The organism is Streptomyces sp. NBC_01717 (genome assembly GCF_036248255.1).
In the GTDB taxonomy this organism is placed as follows: domain Bacteria; phylum Actinomycetota; class Actinomycetes; order Streptomycetales; family Streptomycetaceae; genus Streptomyces.
Genome location: NZ_CP109178.1, coordinates 5,449,544 through 5,472,716 on the forward strand (window position 1 = coordinate 5,449,544; position 23,173 = coordinate 5,472,716).

20 protein-coding genes and 1 tRNA gene are annotated in these 23,173 nt (G+C 70.1%); 12 read left to right on the plus strand and 9 right to left on the minus strand.

The window, feature by feature from the left end:
• The first annotated feature begins 58 nt into the window (after positions 1-58).
• The 4 genes from OHB49_RS24730 to OHB49_RS24745 are packed head-to-tail and all read left to right on the plus strand — an operon-like array spanning position 59 to position 2,965.
• Entirely contained in the window at positions 59-253 is a 195-nt protein-coding gene (locus OHB49_RS24730; RefSeq protein ID WP_329163102.1) for a hypothetical protein, read from the plus strand.
• Complete coding sequence (gene repSA / locus OHB49_RS24735) at positions 250-1,629, plus strand: replication initiator protein RepSA (protein WP_329163103.1); 1,380 nt, start codon at positions 250-252, stop codon at positions 1,627-1,629. Before OHB49_RS24730 ends, repSA begins: the two co-directional genes overlap by 4 nt.
• The gene (locus OHB49_RS24740; protein WP_329163105.1) at positions 1,626-1,814 is read left to right on the plus strand and encodes a helix-turn-helix domain-containing protein; all 189 of its coding nucleotides are present in this window, start codon (positions 1,626-1,628) and stop codon (positions 1,812-1,814) included. The genes repSA and OHB49_RS24740 overlap by 4 nt, the downstream gene beginning before the upstream one ends.
• Entirely contained in the window at positions 1,814-2,965 is a 1,152-nt protein-coding gene (locus tag OHB49_RS24745; RefSeq protein ID WP_329163107.1) for a tyrosine-type recombinase/integrase, read from the plus strand. The genes OHB49_RS24740 and OHB49_RS24745 overlap by 1 nt, the downstream gene beginning before the upstream one ends.
• A 68-nt stretch (positions 2,966-3,033) precedes the next feature.
• On the opposite strand, the gene OHB49_RS24750 is transcribed toward OHB49_RS24745, so the two are convergent.
• A tRNA-Arg gene (locus OHB49_RS24750) sits at positions 3,034-3,109 on the minus strand.
• 194 nt (positions 3,110-3,303) lie between these two features.
• Between OHB49_RS24750 and OHB49_RS24755 the strand changes: the two genes are divergently transcribed.
• Positions 3,304-5,058, plus strand: a complete 1,755-nt coding sequence (locus OHB49_RS24755; protein WP_329163109.1) for a class I adenylate-forming enzyme family protein — start codon at positions 3,304-3,306, stop codon at positions 5,056-5,058.
• 16 nt (positions 5,059-5,074) lie between these two features.
• Here the strand turns inward: OHB49_RS24755 and OHB49_RS24760 are convergent, their stop codons facing one another.
• A complete protein-coding gene (locus OHB49_RS24760; protein WP_329163111.1) occupies positions 5,075-6,352 on the minus strand; it encodes a M6 family metalloprotease domain-containing protein in 1,278 nt (425 codons plus the stop codon).
• Between the two features lie 285 nt (positions 6,353-6,637).
• Here OHB49_RS24760 and OHB49_RS24765 point away from each other — a divergent pair, with 285 nt between their 5' ends.
• Both OHB49_RS24765 and OHB49_RS24770 read left to right on the plus strand, forming a co-directional pair.
• Positions 6,638-7,318: a TetR/AcrR family transcriptional regulator gene (locus OHB49_RS24765; protein WP_392753237.1), complete on the plus strand. Its 681-nt coding sequence runs from the start codon at positions 6,638-6,640 to the stop codon at positions 7,316-7,318.
• A gap of 218 nt (positions 7,319-7,536) precedes the next feature.
• On the plus strand, positions 7,537-9,069 hold the full coding sequence (locus OHB49_RS24770; protein WP_329163113.1) for an MFS transporter: 1,533 nt from the start codon (positions 7,537-7,539) through the stop codon (positions 9,067-9,069).
• Between the two features lie 115 nt (positions 9,070-9,184).
• Here OHB49_RS24770 and OHB49_RS24775 read toward each other — a convergent pair whose 3' ends face one another.
• Positions 9,185-9,697 carry a MarR family winged helix-turn-helix transcriptional regulator gene (locus tag OHB49_RS24775; protein ID WP_030976715.1) on the minus strand — a complete coding sequence of 171 codons (513 nt, stop codon included), beginning with the start codon at positions 9,695-9,697 and terminating at the stop codon, positions 9,185-9,187.
• Between the two features lie 150 nt (positions 9,698-9,847).
• On the opposite strand from OHB49_RS24775, the gene OHB49_RS24780 reads away from it, so the two are divergent.
• Entirely contained in the window at positions 9,848-10,630 is a 783-nt protein-coding gene (locus OHB49_RS24780) for a dioxygenase family protein (protein ID WP_329163115.1), read from the plus strand.
• 4 nt (positions 10,631-10,634) lie between these two features.
• On the opposite strand, the gene OHB49_RS24785 is transcribed toward OHB49_RS24780, so the two are convergent.
• Positions 10,635-11,714, minus strand: a complete 1,080-nt coding sequence (locus OHB49_RS24785) for a questin oxidase family protein (protein WP_329163117.1) — start codon at positions 11,712-11,714, stop codon at positions 10,635-10,637.
• A gap of 72 nt (positions 11,715-11,786) precedes the next feature.
• Positions 11,787-12,335, minus strand: a complete 549-nt coding sequence (locus tag OHB49_RS24790) for a GNAT family N-acetyltransferase (protein WP_030976719.1) — start codon at positions 12,333-12,335, stop codon at positions 11,787-11,789.
• Between the two features lie 148 nt (positions 12,336-12,483).
• Between OHB49_RS24790 and OHB49_RS24795 the strand changes: the two genes are divergently transcribed.
• Positions 12,484-13,482 carry a sigma-70 family RNA polymerase sigma factor gene (locus OHB49_RS24795; RefSeq protein WP_030976720.1) on the plus strand — a complete coding sequence of 333 codons (999 nt, stop codon included), beginning with the start codon at positions 12,484-12,486 and terminating at the stop codon, positions 13,480-13,482.
• Positions 13,483-13,583: 101 nt separating this feature from the next.
• Here the strand turns inward: OHB49_RS24795 and OHB49_RS24800 are convergent, their stop codons facing one another.
• Positions 13,584-14,555, minus strand: a complete 972-nt coding sequence (locus OHB49_RS24800; RefSeq protein WP_329163122.1) for a helix-turn-helix transcriptional regulator — start codon at positions 14,553-14,555, stop codon at positions 13,584-13,586.
• Positions 14,556-14,616: 61 nt separating this feature from the next.
• Here OHB49_RS24800 and OHB49_RS24805 point away from each other — a divergent pair, with 61 nt between their 5' ends.
• Positions 14,617-16,173, plus strand: a complete 1,557-nt coding sequence (locus tag OHB49_RS24805) for an MFS transporter (RefSeq protein WP_329163124.1) — start codon at positions 14,617-14,619, stop codon at positions 16,171-16,173.
• A 125-nt stretch (positions 16,174-16,298) separates the two neighbouring features.
• On the opposite strand, the gene OHB49_RS24810 is transcribed toward OHB49_RS24805, so the two are convergent.
• The 3 genes from OHB49_RS24810 to OHB49_RS24820 all read right to left on the minus strand — a co-directional run bounded on the left by OHB49_RS24810 (position 16,299) and on the right by OHB49_RS24820 (position 19,534).
• Positions 16,299-17,069 carry a DUF6227 family protein gene (locus OHB49_RS24810; protein ID WP_329163126.1) on the minus strand — a complete coding sequence of 257 codons (771 nt, stop codon included), beginning with the start codon at positions 17,067-17,069 and terminating at the stop codon, positions 16,299-16,301.
• Between the two features lie 157 nt (positions 17,070-17,226).
• Positions 17,227-18,333, minus strand: coding sequence for a P1 family peptidase (locus tag OHB49_RS24815; RefSeq protein ID WP_329163128.1), 1,107 nt, complete (start codon positions 18,331-18,333; stop codon positions 17,227-17,229).
• Between the two features lie 10 nt (positions 18,334-18,343).
• A complete protein-coding gene (locus tag OHB49_RS24820; RefSeq protein WP_329163130.1) occupies positions 18,344-19,534 on the minus strand; it encodes a low temperature requirement protein A in 1,191 nt (396 codons plus the stop codon).
• 189 nt (positions 19,535-19,723) lie between these two features.
• Between OHB49_RS24820 and OHB49_RS24825 the strand changes: the two genes are divergently transcribed.
• Positions 19,724-20,863 (plus strand): MFS transporter, encoded by a 1,140-nt coding sequence (locus OHB49_RS24825; protein ID WP_443079558.1) that lies wholly within the window; start codon positions 19,724-19,726, stop codon positions 20,861-20,863.
• The gene (locus OHB49_RS24830; RefSeq protein WP_329163132.1) at positions 20,860-23,169 is read left to right on the plus strand and encodes a molybdopterin oxidoreductase family protein; all 2,310 of its coding nucleotides are present in this window, start codon (positions 20,860-20,862) and stop codon (positions 23,167-23,169) included. Before OHB49_RS24825 ends, OHB49_RS24830 begins: the two co-directional genes overlap by 4 nt.
• Positions 23,170-23,173: the final 4 nt, after the last annotated feature.

Consider the following 23,173-nt stretch of genomic DNA (forward strand, 5'->3'; position numbering starts at 1 on the left):
GCATCCGCCGCCCGGGAGCCGTCTCCGTCCGATCTCTCAACCGGAAGGAACAGCCATCATGACCGACCGCTTCACGGACCCTGCACGGGTCTGCTCGAACTGTGACGGCTTCCCCGCCGTCCGCGTCACCCTCGGCGGCCGAGACCGCCACGGAAACCTCCGCACGATCACCGTTCGCTGCCCCGCCTGCCACGGCACCGGCACCCGCCCGGCCCGTCGCCCCGCCCCGACACCCGTCGAGGTGAGTGCGTGAGCGACACCGCCACTCTGGCGGGCCTGGACCCGACCATCTTGGAGGACATCCTCCGGGTGGCCGGGTCCCCCGGCTTCGACCGCTGGAAAGACCAGGTGCACCGCACCGGGGGCTGCTCTGACCCGATCCACCTCACCGGCTGGACCCTCGCGAAGGACAAGACCACCGGACAGACCCTGCGCCGCTACTCCACCGACACCGAGCCCGATGGACGACTCCGCGTAGCCTGCGGCAACCGCCGCGCCTCCCGCTGTCCTTCCTGCGCCTACACCTACGCCGGAGACACCTACCACCTCATCCGCGCCGGGCTCGCCGGAGACGAGACCAAGGACATCCCCGCCCAAGTCCGGGATCACCCCCGTGTTTTCGCCACCTTCACTGCGCCCTCGTTCGGACCGGTGCACAACCGGCCCGACCGTGGCGTCTGCCGCTGCGGCACCCGCCACTCTGAGGACGATCCCGCCCTCGGCACCGCCCTCGACCCGACGACCTACGACTACGCGGGCACGGTCCTGTTCAACAACCACGCCGGGCAGCTCTGGCAGCGTTTCACCACCCGGCTCCGCCGCGAACTCGCTGCCCGCGCCGGACTCTCACAGCGCGAGCTGAAAGACGTGCTGCGGGTCTCGTACGGCAAGGTCGCCGAGTTCCAGAAGCGTGGCGCGATTCACTTCCACGCCGTGATCCGCCTCGACGGACCCGACGGTCCCGATTCGCCGCCTCCGTCCTGGGCTTCGGCCGATCTGCTTACCGACGCGATCCGAGCCGCGGTCGCCCACTCGTACACCTCGATCACCGTGCCCGCAGCAGGAGACCAGCCCTGCCGGCCATTCCAGTGGGGCCAACAGCTCGACATCCGCGCCATCCATGCCTTCGGCGACGGCTCCGACATCACCGAGCAGGCGGTGGCGTCCTACGTGGCGAAGTACGCCACCAAAGCCGCCGAGTCGACCGGCAGCCTCGACCGACGCATCGGGAACCGGGAAGTGCTCGACCTCCTGGACGTGCCCGACCACCCGCGACGACTCATCGAGGCCTGCCTCGACCTCGCCCCGCTCTACCCAGACCGCAAACTCGGGGCCTGGGCCCACATGCTCGGCTTCCGCGGCCACTTCTCCACCAAATCCCGCCGCTACTCCACCACCCTCGGCGCACTCCGCCAGATCCGCGCCGACTACCGCGCCGTCCAGGAGCAAGACGCCCTCGGCGACCCGGACACCGTGCTCGTCCTCGCCTCCTGGGAGTACGCCGGTCACGGCCACACCCCCGGGGAATCCGCTCTCGCCGCCTCCATCGCCCGCGACATCCAGCTCAACCGCGAAACCGCCCGCGAAGCCCTGCAAGACCAGCTCGCCCTGGAAGGAGCCGCAGCATGACCACCGCCACCGCCGAACTGCTGACCGTGCCCGAGGTCATGGCGCGGCTCAAGCTCGGACGCTCCACGGTCTACGACCTGATCCGTTCGCGCCGACTGACCTCGATCACCATCGGCCGGTCCCGGCGCGTACCCGCAGACGCCGTACGGGACTTCATCACCCACGAGATCGAGGAGGCTGCCTGATGGCCGCCCAGCGCAAGCGCAACCCCAACGGCGCGGGCACGATCACCAAGCGCAAGGACGGCCGCTATCAGGCTGCCGTCTACGTCCTTCAGCCGGACGGCACCCGTGCCCGCAAGTTCGCCTACGGCAAGACCTGGGCCGAGTGCGACACCAAGCGCCGCGAACTGCTCGACAAGGTCGACCAGGGCGTGCCCGTGCCGACTCGCTCGGCCCGGCTCTCGGAGTGGCTGCCGTACTGGCTGGACAACATCGTCAAGCCCCGGCGCAAACTGAGCACGTACGACAAGTACGAAGCTCACGTGCGGCTCTACCTCGTGCCGGTGCTGGGCTCGAAGCGGCTGGAATCCCTCGGCGTCGCCGATGTCCGGCGCTTCATCGTCCAGCTGGAGAACAAGACGACCGCGGCCACCGCCAAAGAGTCTCACCGCGTGCTGCGCACGGCTCTCAGCGCCGCCTGCCGCGAGGAACTGGTGACCCGTAACGTGGCCGCCCTCGTCGAACCGCCGCGTGCCAAGTCCCGGGAGCTGAGCCCCTGGACACTCGACGAGACCCTGGACTTCCTCGCCGCCGCCCGTAAGGACCCGCTGTACGCGGCCTTCGTGCTCGCCATCGCCATGGGCCTTCGCCGGGGCGAGATCGTCGGTCTCCGCTGGACCGATATCGACCTGGACAACCGCGTGATCTACGTCCGGCAGCAGACCCAGCGACGGCGCGGAGTCCTCTACGACGACGAGACCAAGAACCGCCGCCATCGTGCCCTGCCGCTCCCGGCGATGTGCATCCCGCCGCTGCGCTGGCATCGGATGCGCCAGGCGGCCGCGAAGCAGCGTGCGGGGGAGTCCTGGGAGGAGAACGGCCACGTCTTCACCACCCGCACCGGTCGCCCGGTCGAGCCGCGCAACGTGTACCGCTCCTTCACCCGCGTCGCCGACTCCGCCGGCCTCCGCGTCGTCCGGCTGCACGATGCCCGGCACGGCTGCGCGACGCTCCTCACCGCGGCCGGGGTCGCGCCCCGTGTCGTGATGGCGATCCTCGGGCACAGCCAGATCAGCATCACCATGGACGTCTACACGCACGTCGTCCACGACACGCAGCGCGAGGCCATCAGCCACATGGACCGGCTGCTCAAAAGGCGCCCCGGCCCTGAGTGACCGCCCTCGTTGATGTCAAAAACTGATGTCAAAGGCCCCGGACCATGATCGGTCCGGGGCCTTTTGCCTGGTGCCCCCGGCAGGATTCGAACCTGCGACACCCGCTTTAGGAGAGCGGTGCTCTATCCCCTGAGCTACGAAGGCGAGGATCTGCCGCTGACGGCAGTCCAGGACAGGGTAGCGGATGGGGCGCAGGGGTGATGGAGGCAGGCGGGCGGTGCGTTCGGTGAAGGTGCCGACGGGGGCACGCACCGGGTGGCGAGCGGGGTGTCTTGACGGGGCATGGGGGCGGGCATAGCGTCACGAAAGTACTGAGCAAGCGCTTAGAGGGGTCGTTCGTGCCGCATACCGACCCGATCCCCGCCGACCCGGCCCCCGACGCCGGTGACCTGTCCGCCGCCGACCGCGTCGAGGCGGCGCTGACCGGACCCGGAGCCCCGTTCGCCGTCGTGCGGTTGCAGGACGGCCCGCAGGCCGGGGCGCTCGTGTACGCGGACGGTCCCAGAACCCTCCGCGAATTCGTGGAGACCACCTGGGCCTTCGGGGAGCAGCCGTTCCTGATCGCCGCCGAACGCAGCTACTCGTACGCGGAGTTCTTCGCCGCCGCGTCCGCGCTGGCGTGCCGGCTGACCGAGGTGTACGGGCTCCGCCCCGGCGACCGGGCCGTCGTCGCGATGCGTAACCACCCCGAGTGGCAGATCGCCTTCTGGGCCGCGCAGCTGGCCGGTCTCGTCGCCGTGCCGCTCAACGCCTGGTGGACCGAGGACGAGTTCACGTACGCGCTCGACGACTGCGGACCCAGGGTGCTGCTGGTGGACGGGGAGCGGCTGCCGCGTGTCTCCGCGTGGGCGGAGAAGACCGAGGCGCGCGTGGTCGTCTTCCACCACTGGGACGGCGAGGTTCCGCAGGGGGCCGAGCGATACGAGGACCTGCCCGCGCCCGACCCGCTCGCCGCACCGCCCGAGGTCGAGATCCGCCCCGAGGACGATGCGACGATCATCTACACCTCGGGCACCACCGGGCAGCCCAAGGGCGCCGTCGCCACCCACCTGGCCCAGGTGGGCGCCGCACTCAACCCGCGGTACCACGCGACCGCTTCCGCTCTCCGCCGCGGGATCATTCCGGGGCAGGGGCCCGCACCGGTCACCCTGATGACCTTTCCGTTCTTCCATGTCGCCGCGTTCACCTCCTTCTACGCGGCGATGGCGGCGGGCGGTGCGCTCGTGCTCATGCGGAAGTGGAACGACGAGGAGGCGCTGCGGCTGATCCGGGAGCACGGCGTCACGCACTACGCCGGCGTCCCGGCCACCGCCCTCCAGCTGCTCGCCGCCGCAGAGCGGGCGGGCGACGAGCTGGCGAGCCTCCAGATGCTGAACACCGGCGGGGCGGCCGCTCCGCCCGACCTGGTGGCGCAGCTCACCGCCCGCTACGGCGAGCGGATCGAGCCGCGCAACGGCTACGGCCTGACCGAGACCTGTGGCGGCGTCCTGGCGAACTTCGGCGCCGACTACCGGTTGCACCCGGGCAGCGTCGGCCGGCCGACCCCCACCACCGAGGTGCGGATCGCCGGTCCGGCGGGTGAGGCACTGCCCGAGGGCGAGGTCGGCGAGCTGTGGCTGCGCGGCCAGTCACTGGTCCGCGGCTACTGGAACGACGAGGCGGCGACGGCCGAGGCGTTCACGGACGGATGGTTCCGGACCGGCGATCTTGCGCTGGTGCGTGACGGGCGGGTCGACGTCGTGGACCGGCTCAAGGACATGGTGATCCGCGGCGGTGAGAACGTGTACTGCGTGGAGGTCGAGGCCGTGCTCCACGATCACCCGGACGTCGAGGACGCGGCGGTGCTGGGCGTGGCGCACCCGGTCCTCGGCGAGGAGGTCGCCGCAGTCGTCCGGCTTCGGCCCGGCGCCACCGTCACGGCCGACGAGTTGCGGGCGCACGTCGGGCGCACCCTGGCCGCGTTCAAGGTCCCGGCCCATGTCCTCGTACGCGAGGAACCGCTTCCGCGGAACCCGACCGGGAAGATCCTCAAGCGTGAGCTGCGCGGGCCGGTCGACGACGAGGTGCGGGGGAGGGGAACGAAGAGCGGGTAGCAGGGGAGGGGTGTGATCAGGAGCGGGTGATGCGGACCCGGTAGTTGCCCTTGGAGTCCTTGTCGACCACCGATATGCGTATCCCGTCGGCGGCGTCCGTGAACGTCTGGCCGGGCTGGAACGGGGCGTCCGACAGCTCGGCCTGCACATTGGGAGACCGTGTGCAGCCTCTGCTGCCCTTGGTGCTGTCCGCGACGGACACCGGCCCCAGGCCGGTGTCCACGTCGGAGCGCACCTTGTAGATGAGTACGCCGGGCCTGCAGACCGCCCTGTCGTTGCCCGCCTGGGTCCGTACCTCCACCGCGTAGCCCGACTCCGCGCTGAGTGGCACGAAGGCCAGCTTCAGACCGCCCCGGGTGGCCAGCGGCCCGAGGATGCGGTCCGTGGTGCCGGGTTTGGAGGCGCAGCTGATCTGGTTGCTGTCGAGCCAGCCGAGCTTCCACTTGTGCCAGCCGAGCAGATCGTTGTTGGCCCCCCAGTCCTCGGACATGATGTCCCAGTGCCCGACCGAGCCGCCGCCCTCCATGGTGTAGAGGTCGGGCAGGCCGAAGACATGGCTGTTCTCGTGCGGCAGGACGCGGTAGCCGGTCTGCGCGTACGACCCGGAGCCGTCGTCCTGTCGGCTGTAGATGAAGGACGTGTTGGCGAGCGGGACGCCGTCCGCGAGCGGGGCGTCGGCATTGCCTGAAAAGGTCACGGACAGAACGGTGTCCAGTGCGGAGGGTCCGGCGTTCGGTGTGACCAGGACATTGACCAGGTCGTACTCCCTGAAGTCCACCTTCTGGTCGGCTACGGCCACGATGTCCTGGACCAGACGGCGGTAGCCCGGCTCGTACGGTGAGCCGCGCTCTATCCCGTACGCCGAGAACGGCAGCGGCATCCGCAGCCAGCTCTTCACGGGGGCTTCGGGCCGGTAGACGAGCCGGCCGTACGAACTGGTCCGGAACCAGGCGGTGGTCTGCGGGAAGAATTCGGCGAGCCGGTCCATCGCCGACCCGAGTCCCGGTGCGTCCGGGAAGTCGATCATCAGGTTGAGCGCGTGCACCTCGCCGGTGGACCGGGAGTAGCCGGCCGGGGTCGGCATGCCCTCCGACATCTGCACGCCCATCGTCGCGGATATCCGGCACGGTCCGAGCCCTGCCTCGTCAGCGGTGGCCACAGGTCCCGCGGAGGCGTGGCCGGAGAGCGAGAGCGTGCTGCTGGCCGAGGCTGTGGCGGCGATGACCAGAGTGGTTGCCCCGGCGAGTGCGAGGGTGCGGCGGCGGCTGGGTATCCGGCGGCGGGGCTGCTGCATAGAGTCGCCTTCCGGGGTCCGCGGCAGCCGACGGGCCCTGGCTGCGCTCTGCTGATCACCCTCTGGCGGGCGGTGCGTGGCCGCGCGTTGGGTGCGCCGATCGGTGGATTCTCCGTTCGACAAATGTGACTCAGGTCACATCGGGCAGGGGAAATAACCGGGGATCGATTCCCCGTTTGAACTCGTGTCCCCGCGAAACGGGGAGGCGCTCCCCGGTTGTACGCATCCGGGTCGCCGCAAGGGCCAGCAGGAGCAGCAAAGAGCCGGAAGGGAAGGGCTGCCGTCGTGGAGACCGTCACTCGCATCGCCGCCGACATCGACATCGACACCGGGACGGCGCCGCGCCGCACGCCCCGCCCGCGGGCGGACGCGCTGCGCAACCGGGAGCGGATCGTGGCGGCGGCGCGCGAGATGTTCGTCGAGTTCGGGCCGGACGTGCCGCTCGACGAGGTCGCCCGCCGCGCAGGCGTCGGCAACGCCACGCTCTACCGGAACTTCCCCGACCGGGCCGCGCTGACCCATGAGGTCGTTCTCTCGGTCACCTCCCGCACCACCGACCGTGCGGACGAGGCGGCGGCCGAGGAGGCCGACCCCTTCGCTGCGCTCAGCCGCTTCGTCCACGCGGCGGCCGACGAACGCGTCGGGGCGCTCTGCCCGATGCTGTCCGGCGGCTTCGACAAGGACCATCCCGAACTGCTCGCCGAGCGTCGCCGCCTCGAAGAGGCCGTCGAAGGGCTCGTGGCGCGCGCCATGTCCGCGGGGCGCCTGCGTACCGACATCGCCGTCGGTGACGTACTGGTCGGCCTCTCCCAGCTCACCCGGCCGTTGCCAGGCACCGCGTGTCTGGACATCGACCGGTTCACCCACCGTCATATCCAGCTGTTCCTGGACGGCCTGGAGGCTCCGGCCCGGTCCGAACTGCCCGGTACGGCGGCAACCTTGGAGGATCTGCGGCGCCGGCCATGAGGCCCGCGCCGGGCTGCTGAAGCAGACGCCGTCCGGCTGCGTGTCCGACGCGCCCTCACCACCCCCATCTCACGACCGACCTCACGTCCACTCCCACTTCTTCCAGCTCTCTCCCTTCGCACTTTTCACCCTCACCGTTCACAGGCCGGGACGTTCTGCGTTCACGGTCACGGTTCACGACCCTTCGCGTCCACGCGCGTCCTTAGGTGGCTACTCCCATGTCGAAAACAGCTGATCCACGACTCCCTGACCCCAGCCGCTGGAAAGCGCTGGCTTTCATCGCACTTGCGCAGCTGATGGTCGTGCTCGACGCCACGATCGTGAATATCGCGCTGCCGCACGCACAGACGGCCCTGGGCATCACCGATGCCAACAAGCAGTGGGTCATCACGGCCTACGCCCTCGCCTTCGGCGGACTGCTGCTCTTCGGCGGCCGGATCGCCGACCTGTGGGGCCGTAAGCGCACCTTCGTCGTCGGCCTGATCGGCTTCGCGCTGGCCTCCGCGCTCGGTGGCGCGGCCCAGAACCAGGGCATGCTGTTCGGCTCGCGCGCGCTCCAGGGTGTCTTCGGTGCCCTGCTCGCCCCGGCCGCGCTCTCGCTGCTCGCCGTGATGTTCACCGATGCCAAGGAGCGTGCCAAGGCGTTCGGTATCTACGGTGCGATCGCCGGTGGCGGTGGCGCCGTCGGCCTGATCCTCGGCGGCTTCCTCACCCAGACGCTGAACTGGCGCTGGACGTTCTTCGTCAACATCCCGTTCGCCGTCATCGCGGCCGCGGGTGCGTACTTCGTGATCCGCGAGCCGGTCGGCAGCCGTAACCGCTCGTCGCTCGACATCCCGGGCGTGGTGCTCTCCGCGCTGGGTCTGGTCTCGCTGGTGTACGGATTCACCCGCGCCGAGTCCAGCGGCTGGTCGGACCCGCTGACCATCGGCACGTTCGTCGCGGCCGGTGTGCTGCTCCTGTCGTTCGTCCTGACCGAGGCCCGGGTCAAGTCGCCGCTGCTGCCGCTGCGCGTCGTGATGGACCGCAACCGCGGCGGTGTCTACCTCTCGCTGGGGCTGGCCATCATCGCGATGTTCGGGCTGTTCCTCTTCCTGACGTACTACCTGCAGGTCGTGAGGGGGTACTCGCCGATCCGGACGGGGTTCGCCTTCCTCCCGATGATCGCGGGCATGATCACCGGTTCGACGCAGATCGGCGCCCGGCTGATGACGCGGGTCGCGGCCCGCAAGCTGATGGGTCCGGGCTTCCTGGCCGCCGCCGTCGGCATGCTGCTGCTGACGCAGCTGGAGATCGGTTCCTCCTACCCGGCGCTCATCCTGCCGGCGCAGCTCCTGCTGGGTCTGGGCATGGGTACGGCGTTCATGCCGGCCATGTCGCTGGCCACGCACGGGGTCGAGCCGCGGGACTCGGGTGTGGCGTCCGCGATGGTCAACACCTCGCAGCAGGTGGGCGGCGCGATCGGTACGGCGCTGCTGAACACGATCGCCGCCTCGGCCGCCACGGCGTACGCCACCTCGCACGCCGCACTGGCCGCCACGGACCCGAAGCTGCTGAAGCTCCAGGCGATGGTGCACGGCTTCACCGGAGCCATCTGGTGGGCGGTCGGCATCCTGGTGGTGGCGTCCGCGATCGCGGTGACGTTCATCAACGCCGGACGTCCTTCGGCGACCGCGGTGAACTCGGGCTCCGGCTCGGGGGATGCCGACGGGGTCGAGGACGAGTTCAAGGTCCCGGTCGTCGCGCACTGACGAGGGCGCGGCGTGGAGTCACATGAAGTGACGTGAACAGGGGTCTGCCCCGGTTCCGCTCGGCGGAGCCGGGGCAGACCCGCGTCGGTGCGCGGTGCGTCGGCAGAACACCCGGCTAGCGCAGCCAGGGCAGGTCCGCGCCCGTGCCGTCCGGCTCCAGTCCGGTGGCGATGACCTGCATGATCTCGCCGAACGAGCGCACCTGCTCGGGGGTGAGCCGGTCGAACATCGCCTGGCGTACGGCACGCACATGACCCGGCGCGGACCGGTGGAGCATCTCGTAACCCTCGTCGGTGAGGACCGCGTTCTGTCCGCGCTTGTCGGAAGGGCAGTCCTCCCGACGCACCCAGCCGTTGCGTTCCAGCCGGGCGATGGCGTGCGAGAGCCGGGAGCGGGTGATCTTGACGTCCTTGGCCAGCTGGGTCATCCGCATCTGACGCCGGGGCGCCTGGGAGAGCTGGACGAGCAGTCCGTAGTAGATGTGCGGCATGCCGGCGTCGCGCTGCAACTGGCGGTCGAGATGGTCCTCCAGGAGCGTGGTGGCCTGGAGATAGGCGCGCCAGACGCTCTGCTCTTCGTCGGAGAGCCAGCGGGGTCCGCCGGTGGATGCCATGGTCATGTACTCCACTGTACGACCTTTTCTTGAAAGTTGAACTAGATAAGGCTAAGGTCTCCGTAGCTGGGAACTTGAAGCTTCAAGAAACTGCAGCTTCGGAGCTTCGGAACTTCGAGGGCCCCGTAGATGATCTGTCTTCAGTAGCAGTGGATGGGGAGTGCCATGACTGTCACCGCGGGGCGGATGCCCGCCCTCTATCTCTCCCACGGTGCGCCGCCGCTGGCCGACGACCCGGTGTGGCCCGGCCAGCTGGCCGCATGGTCCGCCGACCTGCCCTGTCCCGCCGCGATCCTCATGGTCTCCGCCCACTGGGAGGAGGCCCCGCTCGCCCTGGGCGCGACCGAGACCGTCCCGCTCGTCTACGACTTCTGGGGCTTCCCCGAGCACTACTACCAGGTGCGGTACGCGGCCCCGGGCGCCCCGCAGCTGGCGGAGGACGTACGCAAACTGCTGCGCGGCGCCGGCACACCGGTCCAGGACATCCCGGACCGCGGGCTCGACCACGGGGCATACGTCCCGCTGGTGGAGATGTTCCCGGGCGCCGACATCCCCGTACTCCAGATCTCCTTGCCCACGCTGGACCCGCAGAAGCTGATGGACATCGGGCGCAAGCTCGCGCCGCTGCGCGACGAGGGCGTACTGATCGTCGGCAGCGGCTTCTTCACCCACAACCTCGCCGCACTGCGGCACACGGGTGGCGGCAACCCCGGCTGGTCCGTGGAGTTCGACGACTGGGGACACCGGGCGCTGCAGGCACAGGACATCGACGCGCTGCTCGACTTCGAGAACAAGTCCCCGGCCGGCCGGCTGGCCCATCCGCGTATCGAGCACTTCGCGCCGCTCTTCGTGACGCTCGGCGCCTCGGAGGGCGAGCTCGACCAGGGGCGCAGCGTCATCGACGGGTTCTGGATGGGGCTCGCGAAGCGGTCGGTGCAGTTCGGCTGAGTGGTCAGAGGGCCGGCGGGTTCAGCTCGATCGAGCGGAGCGCGGCGGCCAGGGCCGTCGAGTCCCCGACGTCCAGTGCGGTGTCGGTGAACTTGATCGTGTGGTCGTCGCCGTGCGCCGCCGCCCGCGCGAAGATCTCGTCCGCGGAAGCTGGCGACGGCGATGCGGTGCCGGGGACGGGGTCGGCCGGGCTGTACGCGGCGGTGACCGCGGCGCTCGCGGCCCAGGCCGCGGCCAGGCTCCGGTGCCACAGGTCACGGGGGAGAGCGGGCAGCGTACGCAGCACGGCGTTGGGGGCGGTCGCGGCGTGCACCAGCATGATCGGTTCGCCATGGCCGTGGGTGGCGTAGCGGTGGGTTGCGGCCCTGACCAGCTCCGCCAGCCGGGCGCGCGCCACGTCCGGGTCGTCCGCGAACTGCTGCGGCCACAGTGGGAACGCGGTGAGCTGTGCCAGCCGGTCGCGGATCCCGCCGCTCTGGTCGGCCACCGGCGGTACGGAGTCCAGCGCGGCCGCGGCGCTCGGCGCGGGCACGGGCGAGGCCGGTGGCTGCAGCGCGGGCAGTGGCTGATGGCGGGCGGCCCAGTAGCCGAGGCCGTGTGCGAGCTCGGCGATCCGGGGCGCGTTCGCTTCCCCGTCGAGCAGGGTGCGTACGGCGTGGCCCACCCGGATCACAGGGTGGGTGGCGCCCGCGGCGATGCCCGGCAGCAGCCGCGGCCACCACTCGGTGAGGACGTCCTGCCAGGGGCGCTCGGCAGTCTCCTGCTCGAAGTACATCGTCCAGTCGGCGATCCTGCGCGGGTCGCCCAGGGCCTCGTGCCAGTTCTTCGCGGTGACCCGGGCCGCGGGGGTCGGCATGTCCTCCAGCTTGTGGCTGTAGTGGTCGAGCCAACGGTGGACGGCCGGTGCCTGACCGTGCCGTACGAGCGCCTCGACGGCCATCGGGCCGTGGTTGCTCAGCCAGCCGTTCCGCTCGGGACCTGCGGCGTGCAGCCGCTCCAGCGCCTCGTCGAGCGTGCCGGTGGGGTCGACCGGTGCCGTGCCCGGTGTGCCTGTGAGGTCTGTCCTGCCTGTCGTGTCGGTCATGCCGGAACACGCTAGGCGCGGGGACCGTCGCCCGTAACGGGCTGCGGACCTACGCCGCGACCCCGCCGGGGCCTAGGTCTTCGGGCCCAGAGGCCTCTCGTACCAGGCCACGTCCCAGTACCTGCCGAACTTCCGGCCCACCTCGGCGTACGTACCGACATGGCGGAAGCCGAAACGCTTGTGCAACCGCACCGAGGCGTCGTTGGGCAGGGCGATGCCCGCGTACGCGCGATGGAGATCCTCGTCTGCGAGGGCCTCGAAGAGCGACTCGTACAGGAGCGTGCCGATGCCCTGGCCGGCGGCCTGTGGCGTGCAGTACACGCTCACCTCCACCGACGTGGCGTACGCCGCTTTGGGGCGGAAGGCACTGCTGGTCGCGTAGCCCAGGACCGATGCGGGGCCGACAATGCGGACATCCTGAGCAACCAGAAGACGGTGCGGACCGTCTTCAGGGTGAGAGAGCAGCCACGGCATCCGCTGTTCGGGTGTGAAGGGGACGGTGTCGAATGTGAGCGCAGTCTCACGAACGTAATGGTTGTAGACGTCGGTGAGGGCCGCCAAATCGCCCGCGACGCCTGGCCTGACCTGTACCTCTGTACGGAGTCCCGGCGTTTCCGGCATGAACCCTCCCCCCTCGGCGCGACAGGGTACTGCATGATCGCGAAAATGAATGCGAGGCAGGGGAATTCTGTCCGGATTCCAGTCGTTGTTTCCAAAGGATGCAGGGCACCCGAAAGGGTGTCGCGACCTACTCAGCAAGGGAGCACGCATGGCAACCCGTGCCGTCGCCCGTCGTTCGTCCACCACTGGTGGGAGCAGCCGGGCAAGCAGTGTTCGCGCCGTAGGCGGGGAAATCGCCGACCGCGACCTGGTCGGCATGTACCTGGACGAGATCGCGCGCACGCCGCTGCTCGACGCCGCCAAGGAGGTCGAGCTGTCCCAGGCCGTCGAGGCGGGCGTATTCGCCCGGCAGGTTCTCGACGGTGGGGTGGAGAGCAAAGCCGGTGGAGCGACGCGTGAGGAGCTGGAGGCGCTGGTCGCCGAGGGCGAGCGCGCCAAGGACATATTCATCCGTTCCAACCTTCGACTCGTGGTTGCTGTCGCCCGCCGCTATCCGCGGGCCGGGCTGCCCCTGCTCGACCTGATCCAGGAGGGGAACGCGGGCCTGGTGCGCGCGGTCGAGAAGTTCGACTACGCCAAGGGCTTCAAGTTCTCCACGTATGCGACGTGGTGGATCCGTCAGGCCATCACCCGTTCCATAGCCGACCAGTCCCGTACGATCCGGCTCCCTGTCCACCTGGTGGAGGAGCTCGGCCGGATCCGCCGTGTCCAGCGCGAGTTCAACCGTGAGCACGGGCGCGAGCCCGACCACGCGGAGATAGCCGCCGAGCTGGACTCCACGCCCACGCGCGTCGGCGACGTCCTGGACTGGGCCCGCGACCCCGTCAGCCTCAACATGTCCGTGGACGACGAGGGCGAGACCCAGTTCGGCGATCTGCTGGAGGACACCTCCGCGGTGTCGCCCGAGCAGTCCGTGATGACGCTGCTGCGCAGCGAGGAGCTGGAGGACCTGATCGGCAAGCTCGACAACCGCACCGCGTCGATCATCCGTATGCGGTACGGCATCGAGGACGGCCGTGAGCGGACCCTCACCGAGGTCGGCAAGCAGCACGGTCTGACGCGCGAGCGGATCCGGCAGATCGAGAAGCACGCACTGCTCGAACTGAAGCGAATGGCCCACGACACGGGTTTTGACGCTGCGGCGTGAGCCCGAGTCCAGTAGCCTCCGATATGAGCCGCTTCGTGCGGACCCCATGAGCTGAGTCCCGGCGCCCACCCCCCCTGGCGCCGGGGCTCATTTCTTTGCCGTCACGGTGCGGAGAGTGCGGCCGCACGCGTCAGCCGGGCGCCCAGGTCGCTCAGGAACTCCACCAGTTGCGCCGGCTGGTGCGCGGTGAACTCGCAGTCGACCAGCGCCAGTCGGAGCGCCACCCATTCCATCGAGTCCGCCATGACCGTACGGAGCCGGCAGCTGTGCTCGCCGGTCGGTTCCAGCGGACCGAACGCCGGGGGCAGCCGCGGGGACACGAATTCCGCCGGGGCCGCGAAGCTCACCTCGACCGCCAGCTCCGGCTGCCGGCGCCGGATGGAGTCCGTGAGGAAGGCCGCGGCGTCGCCCGTGGGCAGCTCGCGCGGGGTGAAGCGGGCCCCCGTGGCGAACGGCTCGCTCACCCGGTCGACGCGGAACGTACGCCATGCCTCGCGCCCCAGGTCGTACGCGACGAGGTACCACCGCCACCCCGTGCTCACCAGCCGGTAGGGCTCTGCCTCCCGTTTCGTCTCGGCGCCGTCCCCCGCCCGGTACGCGAACCGCAGCCGCTCCCGGCCGGTGACCGCCGCCGCCATCACCGTCAGCGTGTGCGGATCGATGGTCGAACCGTCACCGCGGGTCAGCGGCATGGTTGCGTTCTGCAGGGTCGAGACCCGGTGCCGCAGCCGGGACGGCAGCACCTGTTCCAGCTTCGCCAGGGCCCGTACGGATGCCTCGTCGACCCCCTCGATGGCATGCCCGGCCCCGGCCCGCAGCCCCACCGCGATCGCCACCGCCTCCTCGTCGTCCAGGAGCAGCGGCGGCATGGCGGCGCCCGCGACCAGCCGGTAGCCGCCGACCGAGCCTCGCGACGCCTCGACCGGATAGCCGAGGTCGCGGAGCCGGTCGATGTCGCGGCGGATGGTGCGCGGGCTGACGTCGAGCCGCTCGGCGAGCTCGCTGCCCGGCCACTCGCGCGGCGTCTGGAGGAGCGACAGCAGATTCAGCAGTCGTGCCGGGGTATCGGTCATGGATCCAGGGTGCCGGTCCATTGGGTCATGACCTGACCTAATGGGCGTTTAACTTCTTCAGATGACTTCTTCCGTATCGCTGCCGTCCACGGCGGCCGGTCCCACGGTGTCCTCGGACCCGTCGGACCGGCGCCGGTGGTTCGCGCTCGCCATCGTGATGACCGCGGCTTTCATGGACCTGGTCGACGTCACGATCGTCAACATCGCCATACCGAGCATCAAGCGCGACACAGGTGCCTCGTTCAGCTCGATCCAGTGGATCACTGCCGGATACGCCCTGGCCTTCGCGGCCGGTCTGATCACGGGCGGCCGGCTCGGCGACATCTACGGCCGCAAGCGGCTCTTCCTCATCGGTATCGGGGGCTTCACGCTGGCCTCCGCGCTCTGCGGCTTCGCCGCGAACCCGGAGATGCTGGTCGCCTCCCGCATCCTGCAGGGCGGCACCGCCGCGCTGATGGTCCCGCAGGTGCTGTCGATCGTGCACGCCACGTTCCCGGCGCACGAGCGCGGCAAGGTCTTCGGTCTCTTCGGCGCGATCGTCGGCCTCGGCGCGGTCTCGGGACCGCTGCTGGGCGCGCTGCTCACCGAGTGGAACATCGCGGGCCTGGAGTGGCGGCCGATCTTCCTGATCAACCTGCCGGTCGGCATCGCCGGACTGGTCCTGGGCCGGAAGTTCATCACTGAGTCCAAGGCCCCGAAGGCGCTCCGCCTCGACCTGGTCGGTGTCGCGCTGGTGACGCTGGGACTGCTGATGCTGCTCTACCCGCTGACCCGCGGCCGCGAGCTGGGCTGGCCGCTGTGGGGGTACATGTCGATGATCGGCAGTGTCCTGGTGTTCGCGGCCATGGTGCTGTTCGAGCGGGCGAAGGCGCGCAAGGACGGTTCGCCGCTCGTCGAGCTCTCGCTGTTCCGGGTCAAGAGCTTCGCGGCGGGCATCGCCGTGCAGCTGACCTTCGGGATCGGCCTCGGCATCTTCTTCCTGGTCTGGACGCTGTACATGCAGATGGGTCTCGGTTGGAGCGAGCTGCGGGCGGGCACGACCGGTATCCCGTTCTCGATCGCCGTCTCGTTCGCCGCCGGGATCTCCGTACAGAAGCTGGTGCCCCGGTTCGGCCGCAAGGTCCTCCAGGCGGGCGCGCTGCTGATGGTCGCCGGACTGCTGCTCTACATCTGGGAGTCCGACCGGTACGGCATGGGAATCGCCCCCTGGCAGATGGCTCTGCCGCTGGTCGTCATGGGGCTCGGTATGGGGCTGATCGTGGCCCCGCTGACGGACGCGGTGCTGTCCGAGGTGCCGAAGGAGCACTCCGGATCGGCGTCCGGGCTGATCAACACCGTGCAGCAGATGGGCAACGCGCTGGGGCTCGGACTCGTCTCGGTCGTCTTCTTCGGGTCGATCAGCGACAGGCTGGCGCCGCAGGCGATGGGCCCGGCGTTCGTCGAGGCGTTCCAGCACTCGCTGTGGTGGGTGGCCGGGGTGCTCGCGTTGATCTTCCTGGTGATGTTCGCGCTGCCGGCGCGACCGCGCCAGCACGTGGAGGGCGGCGAGGGCGAGGGCGTCCAGGACGCCGATGCCACGCCGGGCGAGGTGGTCAAGGAGGCCGCACTGACGCGCTGAGTGCGTCTGCCGGCCGGCCGCGTGCCTGGCTGCCTGCTCGGTGCCCGCACCTCTCGGGGGGTGCGGGCACCCTTGCGTGAGGCGTAGCCCCTGTGCTTGCTGCGGCGGGTGGGCGCCGTCACCCGTCAGCAGATGCGCGTGCGGCTCTCCATCGCCTCGCGCGCCGCCTGCTCGTCCCCGTACACCTCGCACATGTGGCGGCCGTCCGGCGTCGCCGTGTGCTCGACCTCCCACAGGCTCGTCTCGCTGCCGTCGAGAAGCAGGAAGGCGTGTTCGTACAGGGTGAAACCGGCGTCCCGCCCGTCGACCCGGCACTGCCGTCCGAAGATCTGGGTGATGTGGTGGGCGAAGGCGGCCCGCAGCAGACGCGCGGTCTCCTCGCCCGGCACGTCGCCGTTCTCCGCGCGGCGCAGCACGCGGCGGGCGTGGTCCGCGGAGTTGTCCGGCGCGTACATCCGGGGCAGCGGCGCCGGCGGCGCGGCCATCAGAACCGTGTGTATCTCCAGGTCCGCCTGCGGGGCGTCGTCGCCGAACGCCGGCATGTCGGAGAAGCTGCCGGCCAGCCGGGCGGCGGCGACATGGGCGTCGGCCTCGTCGTCGTACAACTCGTGGTGCTGGGGGCCGGGGCGCGCCCGCGACCGGGGGTCCGTCGCGTCCCTGGCGCCCCCGTGGACCAACTCCCACAGGGTCAGGGCCGAGCCGTCGGCCAGCAGATAGGTATGCCGGTAGGTCTCGCGGTGCAGTACGGAACTGTGGTGCGAGGAGTGCAGGGAGCTGCTGTGGGCCAGCGCCGTGCCGAGTCTCTCGACCGTGCAGTCGGGCAGGTCGAAAGAGTTGAGTGCGCGTCGCAGGAGTCGCTCGAGGTGCTGCTCGGTTGTCTCGTACGGATCGCTCAAGGTGCTGTCTCCAGGCCGTCGCCGCGTGTTACACGATGCGTGCTTAACGTAGTCCCTGGGTCTGACATCGAGACCGGGGTTCCGGAAAACGTACGGCACACGCGGATAGTTCCTGGCGTTTCGTCCGAACTTCCTTGTGCGGACGGCGAGTCGGCGGTCAGCCGGTGCCGTAGAGATCGCTGTACGAGAGGTACGTGCCCGCGCCGGGGCGGCGGGCGTCGACGCTCTCGGCCGCCCGTACGGCCTTCACGACGGCGCGCGTCAGCACGTCCGCGCCCGCCGCCAGCAGTTCGTTCAGCGCGATCGGATTGTCCGGGGGCAGCGGCCGCTCACCGGTGGCGAGCGCGAAGACCGTGTCCCCGTCGTTCAGCAGATGTACGGGACGCACGGCGCGCGCCAGTCCGTCGTGCGCCGTGCCCGCGAGCTTCTGCGCCTGCGCGCGGGTGAGATCCGCGTCCGTGGCGACGACGGCGAGTGTGGTGTTGAGCGGGGGGCGTGCTTCGGCGTCCCCCGCTTCGGCCAGCCGGCGCCCGGCGGTCCTGTGGATCTCCGCCGGGGGGTACCCGGGCGGTTCGGCGGCTCCGTACTCGCCGTACAGCACCCCGGTCACCGGATCGACCACCGAACCCGCCGCGTTCACCACGACCAGTACGCCGACCGTGATCCCCGACGGCAGCAGTGCGCTCGCCGTGCCCACACCGCCCTTGAGCCGGCCGGCGACCGCTCCCGTGCCGGCGCCGACCCCGCCCTCCGCGACCGGGGCACCCGGCTCCGTGCCGGCTGCGGCCTCCACCGCGGCGCGGCCGGTCGAGGCGTCCGGGCGGGCCCGCCAGTCGCCACCCCGCCCCAGGTCGAAGATGCACGCGGCCGGGACCACCGGCACCACCTGCGACGGATCGGGGCCGACCCGCACGCCCCGCCCCTGCTCCTCCAGCCAGGCCATCACGCCGGACGCCGCGTCCAGTCCGTACGCGCTGCCGCCCGTCAGGACGACGGCGTCGATGCGCTGCACCAGGTTGCGGGGGTCGAGCGCGTCCGTCTCCCGGGTGCCCGGGCCGCCGCCCCGCACGTCGACGGCGGCGACCACGCCGCCCTCGGGGGCGAGGACGACGGTGGTGCCGCTCAGCGCGCCGTCGCCGGACACCCGCGCATGACCGACCCGCAGCCCGGCGACATCCGTCAGCGCGTCCCTCCCGGCCGCGGGAAGGACGGTCGGCGGCTGGGCGCTCTGTGCCTGGCCCTGCCCGGTGTGCTGTCCGGCCATCGTGTGCTCCTCACGCGTGGGTCGGCGGAACGGAGGTGGAAACCGGCCCGCCCGGTGCCGGACGCCGCGACAGCGCCACTCCGGCCGCCACGGTCGCGGCCGCCACCAGGCCGGCCGCGAAGACCGCATACTCCCCGGCGAACGTACAGGCCAGGATGGCCACCGCGGCCAGGGGGAGGGGCAGTTGCTCCGCGAGGTCGCGCTTGAAGTGGCGGGCGTGCAGCAGCCAGACCGTCAGCAGAAAGACTGCCGAGGGGACGGTCACGGCGGCCGAGGCGGCCGCCGTCGACACGTGGGCCTTTCCGGTGGCCTCCTCCACCGCGACCTCGATGCCCGCGCCGATCGCGGCGGCCGAACCGAAGATCACGTAGTGGCCGTATCCCCAGATGAACGACTGCCTGCTGCCACGAAGATAGGTGTGGATCGGCACGGCGAAATAGATCCACCAGCCGGCGAAGACGATCAGCAGTCCACCCGCGGCGACCGGCAGCAGTTGGCCCAGCGCGTCGTGCTCGTCGACCGACTCCTGGACGGCGACCGTTGCCGCGGCGATCGTCTCGCCGAGCACGATGATGGTGAACAGGCCGTACCGTTCGCCGATGTGATGCGGATGCCAGCTCGTCCCGCGGTCGCGCTCGGCGATGGCCGGAACCGACAGCTCGCACAGGGCGAGCACCACGTAGACCGCGGTACGGGTGCCGGCCATGTCGGCGGGCACGAACAGCATGCCGATCCATCCCAGTTGGGCCAGGGAGATCCCGGTGGCGTACCGCTGCGCGACCCTGCGTTCCGCGCCCTCGGAACAGTGGGCCACCCGCAGCCACTGGCTGGTGAGCGCGAGCCGCATCACCACATAGCCGACGACACCGAGCGTCCAGTCCCCGTTGTCGAAGGCGCGCGGCACCCCGGCGGCGAAGATGAGCACACCGGTGATCTGGACGAACGTGACCAGGCGGTACAGCGTGTCGTCGGTGTCGTACGCGGAGGCGAACCAGGAGAAGTTCACCCAGGCCCACCAGATCCCGAAGAACACGGCCAGATAGCCGGCGATCCCGGTGCCGGGATGTCCCTCCGCGAGGGCATGCACGAGACGACCGCCCGCCTGGGCGACGGCCACGACGAAGCACAGGTCGAAGAAGAGTTCCAGCGGGGTCGAGGTGCGGTGCTTCTCGGTGCGGCTGCGGGCGGTCATCCGGGGCATGGGGCCCAGCACAGCAGACCACTCCGGTGGTCGGTGGCGGGACGCGCAGGTCGTACGGGGAAAGCGTCCCGCGTCAGGTGCTGCGCCGCGGACCGTCGCGCACCCGGACTTCGTGCCGCTGGGTGACGCGCTCACTCAGCCGGGCATCAAATCAGGACCAACCATCCCATCCGGCCCTACGGTGGGCCGGTGACCGAGCCCCCAGGAGCCGCAGACGAAGGCGCAACCGCGGCCGCCACCGCGCCGAACCCGGCCGTGGCCTCGCCTGCACCGCCCGCCCCCGGCGGCGCCCGCACCGCGGTCCTCCGTTCCGTCACCTCCCGTGCGACCGCGGTCGGCGTCATCGTCTCCGTCCTGCTGATCCTCGCGATCGTGTTCGGCAGCCGGCTTCTGGAGAACTTCGACTCGGCCCTCCTCCCGTATGCGGTCGCCACGGTCTTCCTCGCCTTCGGCGTGGCCTACCGCTACACGGTCTGGGTCTCCGCGCCCGGGGCCCGGCGCCTGTTCAAGCAGGGCTGGCGGAGCTTCTTCTCCATGGCCAACTTCCGCAAGGGCCCTACCGCTCTGCCGAGGATGATCGCCACCTACCTGGGCTTCCAGAAGTTCCTCGGCGCCCGCTCGTACGCCCGCTGGGCCGCCCACCAGCTGATCTTCTGGGGCTGCATCCTCGCCTCCCTGATCACCTTCCCGCTGACCTGGGGCTGGTTCACCTTCACCTCGGGTACCGGCTCCGGCCCCGGCTACGAGATGCGCATCTGGGGCTTCAAGATCGTCGGCTTCGATTCGCTGAACGTCCTCGGCTGGCTGATGTTCCACGGCCTGGACGTCGCCGCCGTGCTCGTCATCCCCGGTGCCTGCTACTTCCTCTGGCGCCGTATGAAGGACCGGGGCGCCATCACCGGCCAGCGCTTCGGCTACGACCTGGTGCCGCTGATCGCCCTGATCGTCATCTCCGTGACCGGTCTGCTGCTCACCTTCTCGTCGATCTTCCTGCACGGTGGCGGATACGAATTCCTGGGGATCCTCCACATGGTGTCGGTGGTCTTCACCCTCATCTACATCCCGTTCGGGAAGTTCTTCCACATCGTCCAGCGCCCGGCCGCGGTCGGCATGCAGTTGTTCAAGTACACCGGCCGACAGGACCAGGAGATCTTCAGCTGCCGCCGCTGCGAGGAACCCATCGACACCGGGCCGTACGTCGAGAACCTCCGCGGCACCATGCGTGATCTCAGCCTCGACTTCGACGAGTGGGCCGAGTACTGCCCCCGTTGCAAACGGGTGCTGCGCGGCAGTGCCTATCTCTCCCATGTGAAGAAGGGCTTCAAGTGACTGCCGACCCGGGTCCGGTCGTCCCGCTCGACCCCTCGCTCGCACCGCCGGGCACCCGGGCCTTCCGGGACGCCGGCGGCATCCCGGCCGACCGGTGGCGCGCCGACCAGGACGGCGAGACGCTCGTCCCCACCCACTGCTGCTTCTGTGGCGTCCAGTGCGGGATGTATCTGCGCGTCGACCGCGGCGGCAAGGTCTTCGGCGTCGAACCCCGGAACCACGACATCAACCGGATGCGACTCTGCCCCAAGGGCATCAACGCGTATCAGCAGGTCAACCACCCCGATCGGCTCACCGCCCCGCTGATGCGCCGCTCCCGCGACGGGGAGTTCCGCGAGGTCTCCTGGGACGAGGCGCTCGACTTCACGGTCTCCGAGATCAAACGCATCCAGCAGGCCCACGGCAACGACGCCTTCGGGCTCCTCGGCGGGGCCAGCCTGTTTTCCGAGAAGACGTATCTCGTCGGCAAATTCGCCCGGGTCGCCCTCAAGTCCCGGCATGTCGACTACAACGGCCGGCTCTGCATGGTCAGCGCCGCGGGTGCCAACAAGCTCGCCTTCGGCATCGACCGGGCGGGCAACCCCTTCTCCGACTGCCTGCTCACCGACTGCCTGCTGATCGCGGGCTCCAACGTCGGCGAATGCTTCCCGGTGATGACCCAGTACGTGTGGGGAGCCCGGGACCGCGGCGCCAGCCTGATCGTCGTCGACCCGCGCGAGACCGCGATCGCCCGCACCGCCGACATCCATGTCGCCCTCAAGCCGGGCACCGACTCGGCCTTCTTCACCTCCGTCCTGAACGTGATCATCGAGGAGGGCCTCTCCGACGAGGCGTATCTCGCCGCCCACGCCACCGGCTGGGACGAGGTCAAGGCCAAGGCCGCCGAATACCCACCGTCCCGCGCCGCAGAGATCTGCGGCATCCTCGCCGAACAGGTCGTCCAGGTCGCGCGCACCTTCGCCCGCGCCCCCAAGGCCATGGCCTGGCACGCCCGCGGTATCGAGCACCACTCGCAGGGCGTCGAGAACTGCCTCGCCGTGATCAACCTCTGCGCCGCCACCGGCCACATCGGCAAGCCCGGCGCCGGCTACGGCACCATCACCGGCCAGGGCAACGGGCAGGGCGGCCGCGAGCACGGTCAGAAGGCCGACCTCCTCCCCGGCGGCCGCTCGATCATGAACGAGGAGCACCGTCGGCAGATCTGCGAGATCTGGGGTATCGAGGAGTCCGAACTCCCGCCCGCCGGTACCTCGATGATGGAGATGGTCTGGCAGATGCAGCGCCGCGAGATCCGCGGCCTGATCGGCATCTGCAACAACCCCTTCGTCTCCCTGCCCAATTACCGGGTGGTCAAGGAGGGGTACGACGCCACCGAATTCCATGCCCAATTCGACTTCTTCCTTTCCGAGACCGCTGCCAACGCACATGTCGTCTTTCCCGTCACCACCTGGGCCGAGGACGAAGGGGTGATGGCCAACGCCGAGGCCCGTGTGGTCAAGCACAACAAGGCCCAGGACGCGCCCCCCGGGGTGCGGACCGACACCTGGGTGATGTGCGAACTCGCCCGGCGGCTCGGCGCGGGCGACAAATTCGCGTTCGCCGACTCGCGCGCGGTCTTCGACGAGTTGCGGATCGCCTCCGCCGGAACCGTCAACGACTACTACGGCATCACCTACGAACGGCTGGAGGAGACCGGCGGCATCGCCTGGCCCTGCCCCTCCACCGACCACCCCGGCACCCCCAGGCTCTTCGAGGACGGCAGGACCTACCACCCCGACGGCAAGATCCATCTGCAGGTCGTCGACTGGCACCCGCCGATGGACCCGTACGACGACGAGCACCCCATGTCGCTCACCACCGGCCGTACCGTCGCCCACTTCCTCTCCGGCAACCAGACCCGTCGGCTGGGCGCTCTCGTCGAACAGACCCCGCGCCCCTGGGCCGAGATCCACCCCTCCCACGGCTTCCGCAACGGCGAACCGGTCCGCGTCATCACCCGGCGCGGCAGCGAGGTCTTCCCCGCCCTCGTCACCGAGGCGATCCGCCCCGACACCGTCTTCATCCCGTACCACTGGCCGGTCCCCACCGCCGCCAACGCCCTCACCATCGACGCCCTCGACCCCCGCTCCAAGATCCCCGAGTACAAGGTGTGCGCCTGCCGCATCGAGCACGCCGAAAAGATCGACGAGGTCCCCGCACCTCCCGTCGCACCCGGCCAGGTCGCCTACCCGGAGGCCCAGGTCTCCCGTACCGACCCGTTGCCGCCCACGGCCCCGCAGGGCCGTGGCACCTCGGAGAGGAGCTGAGGCC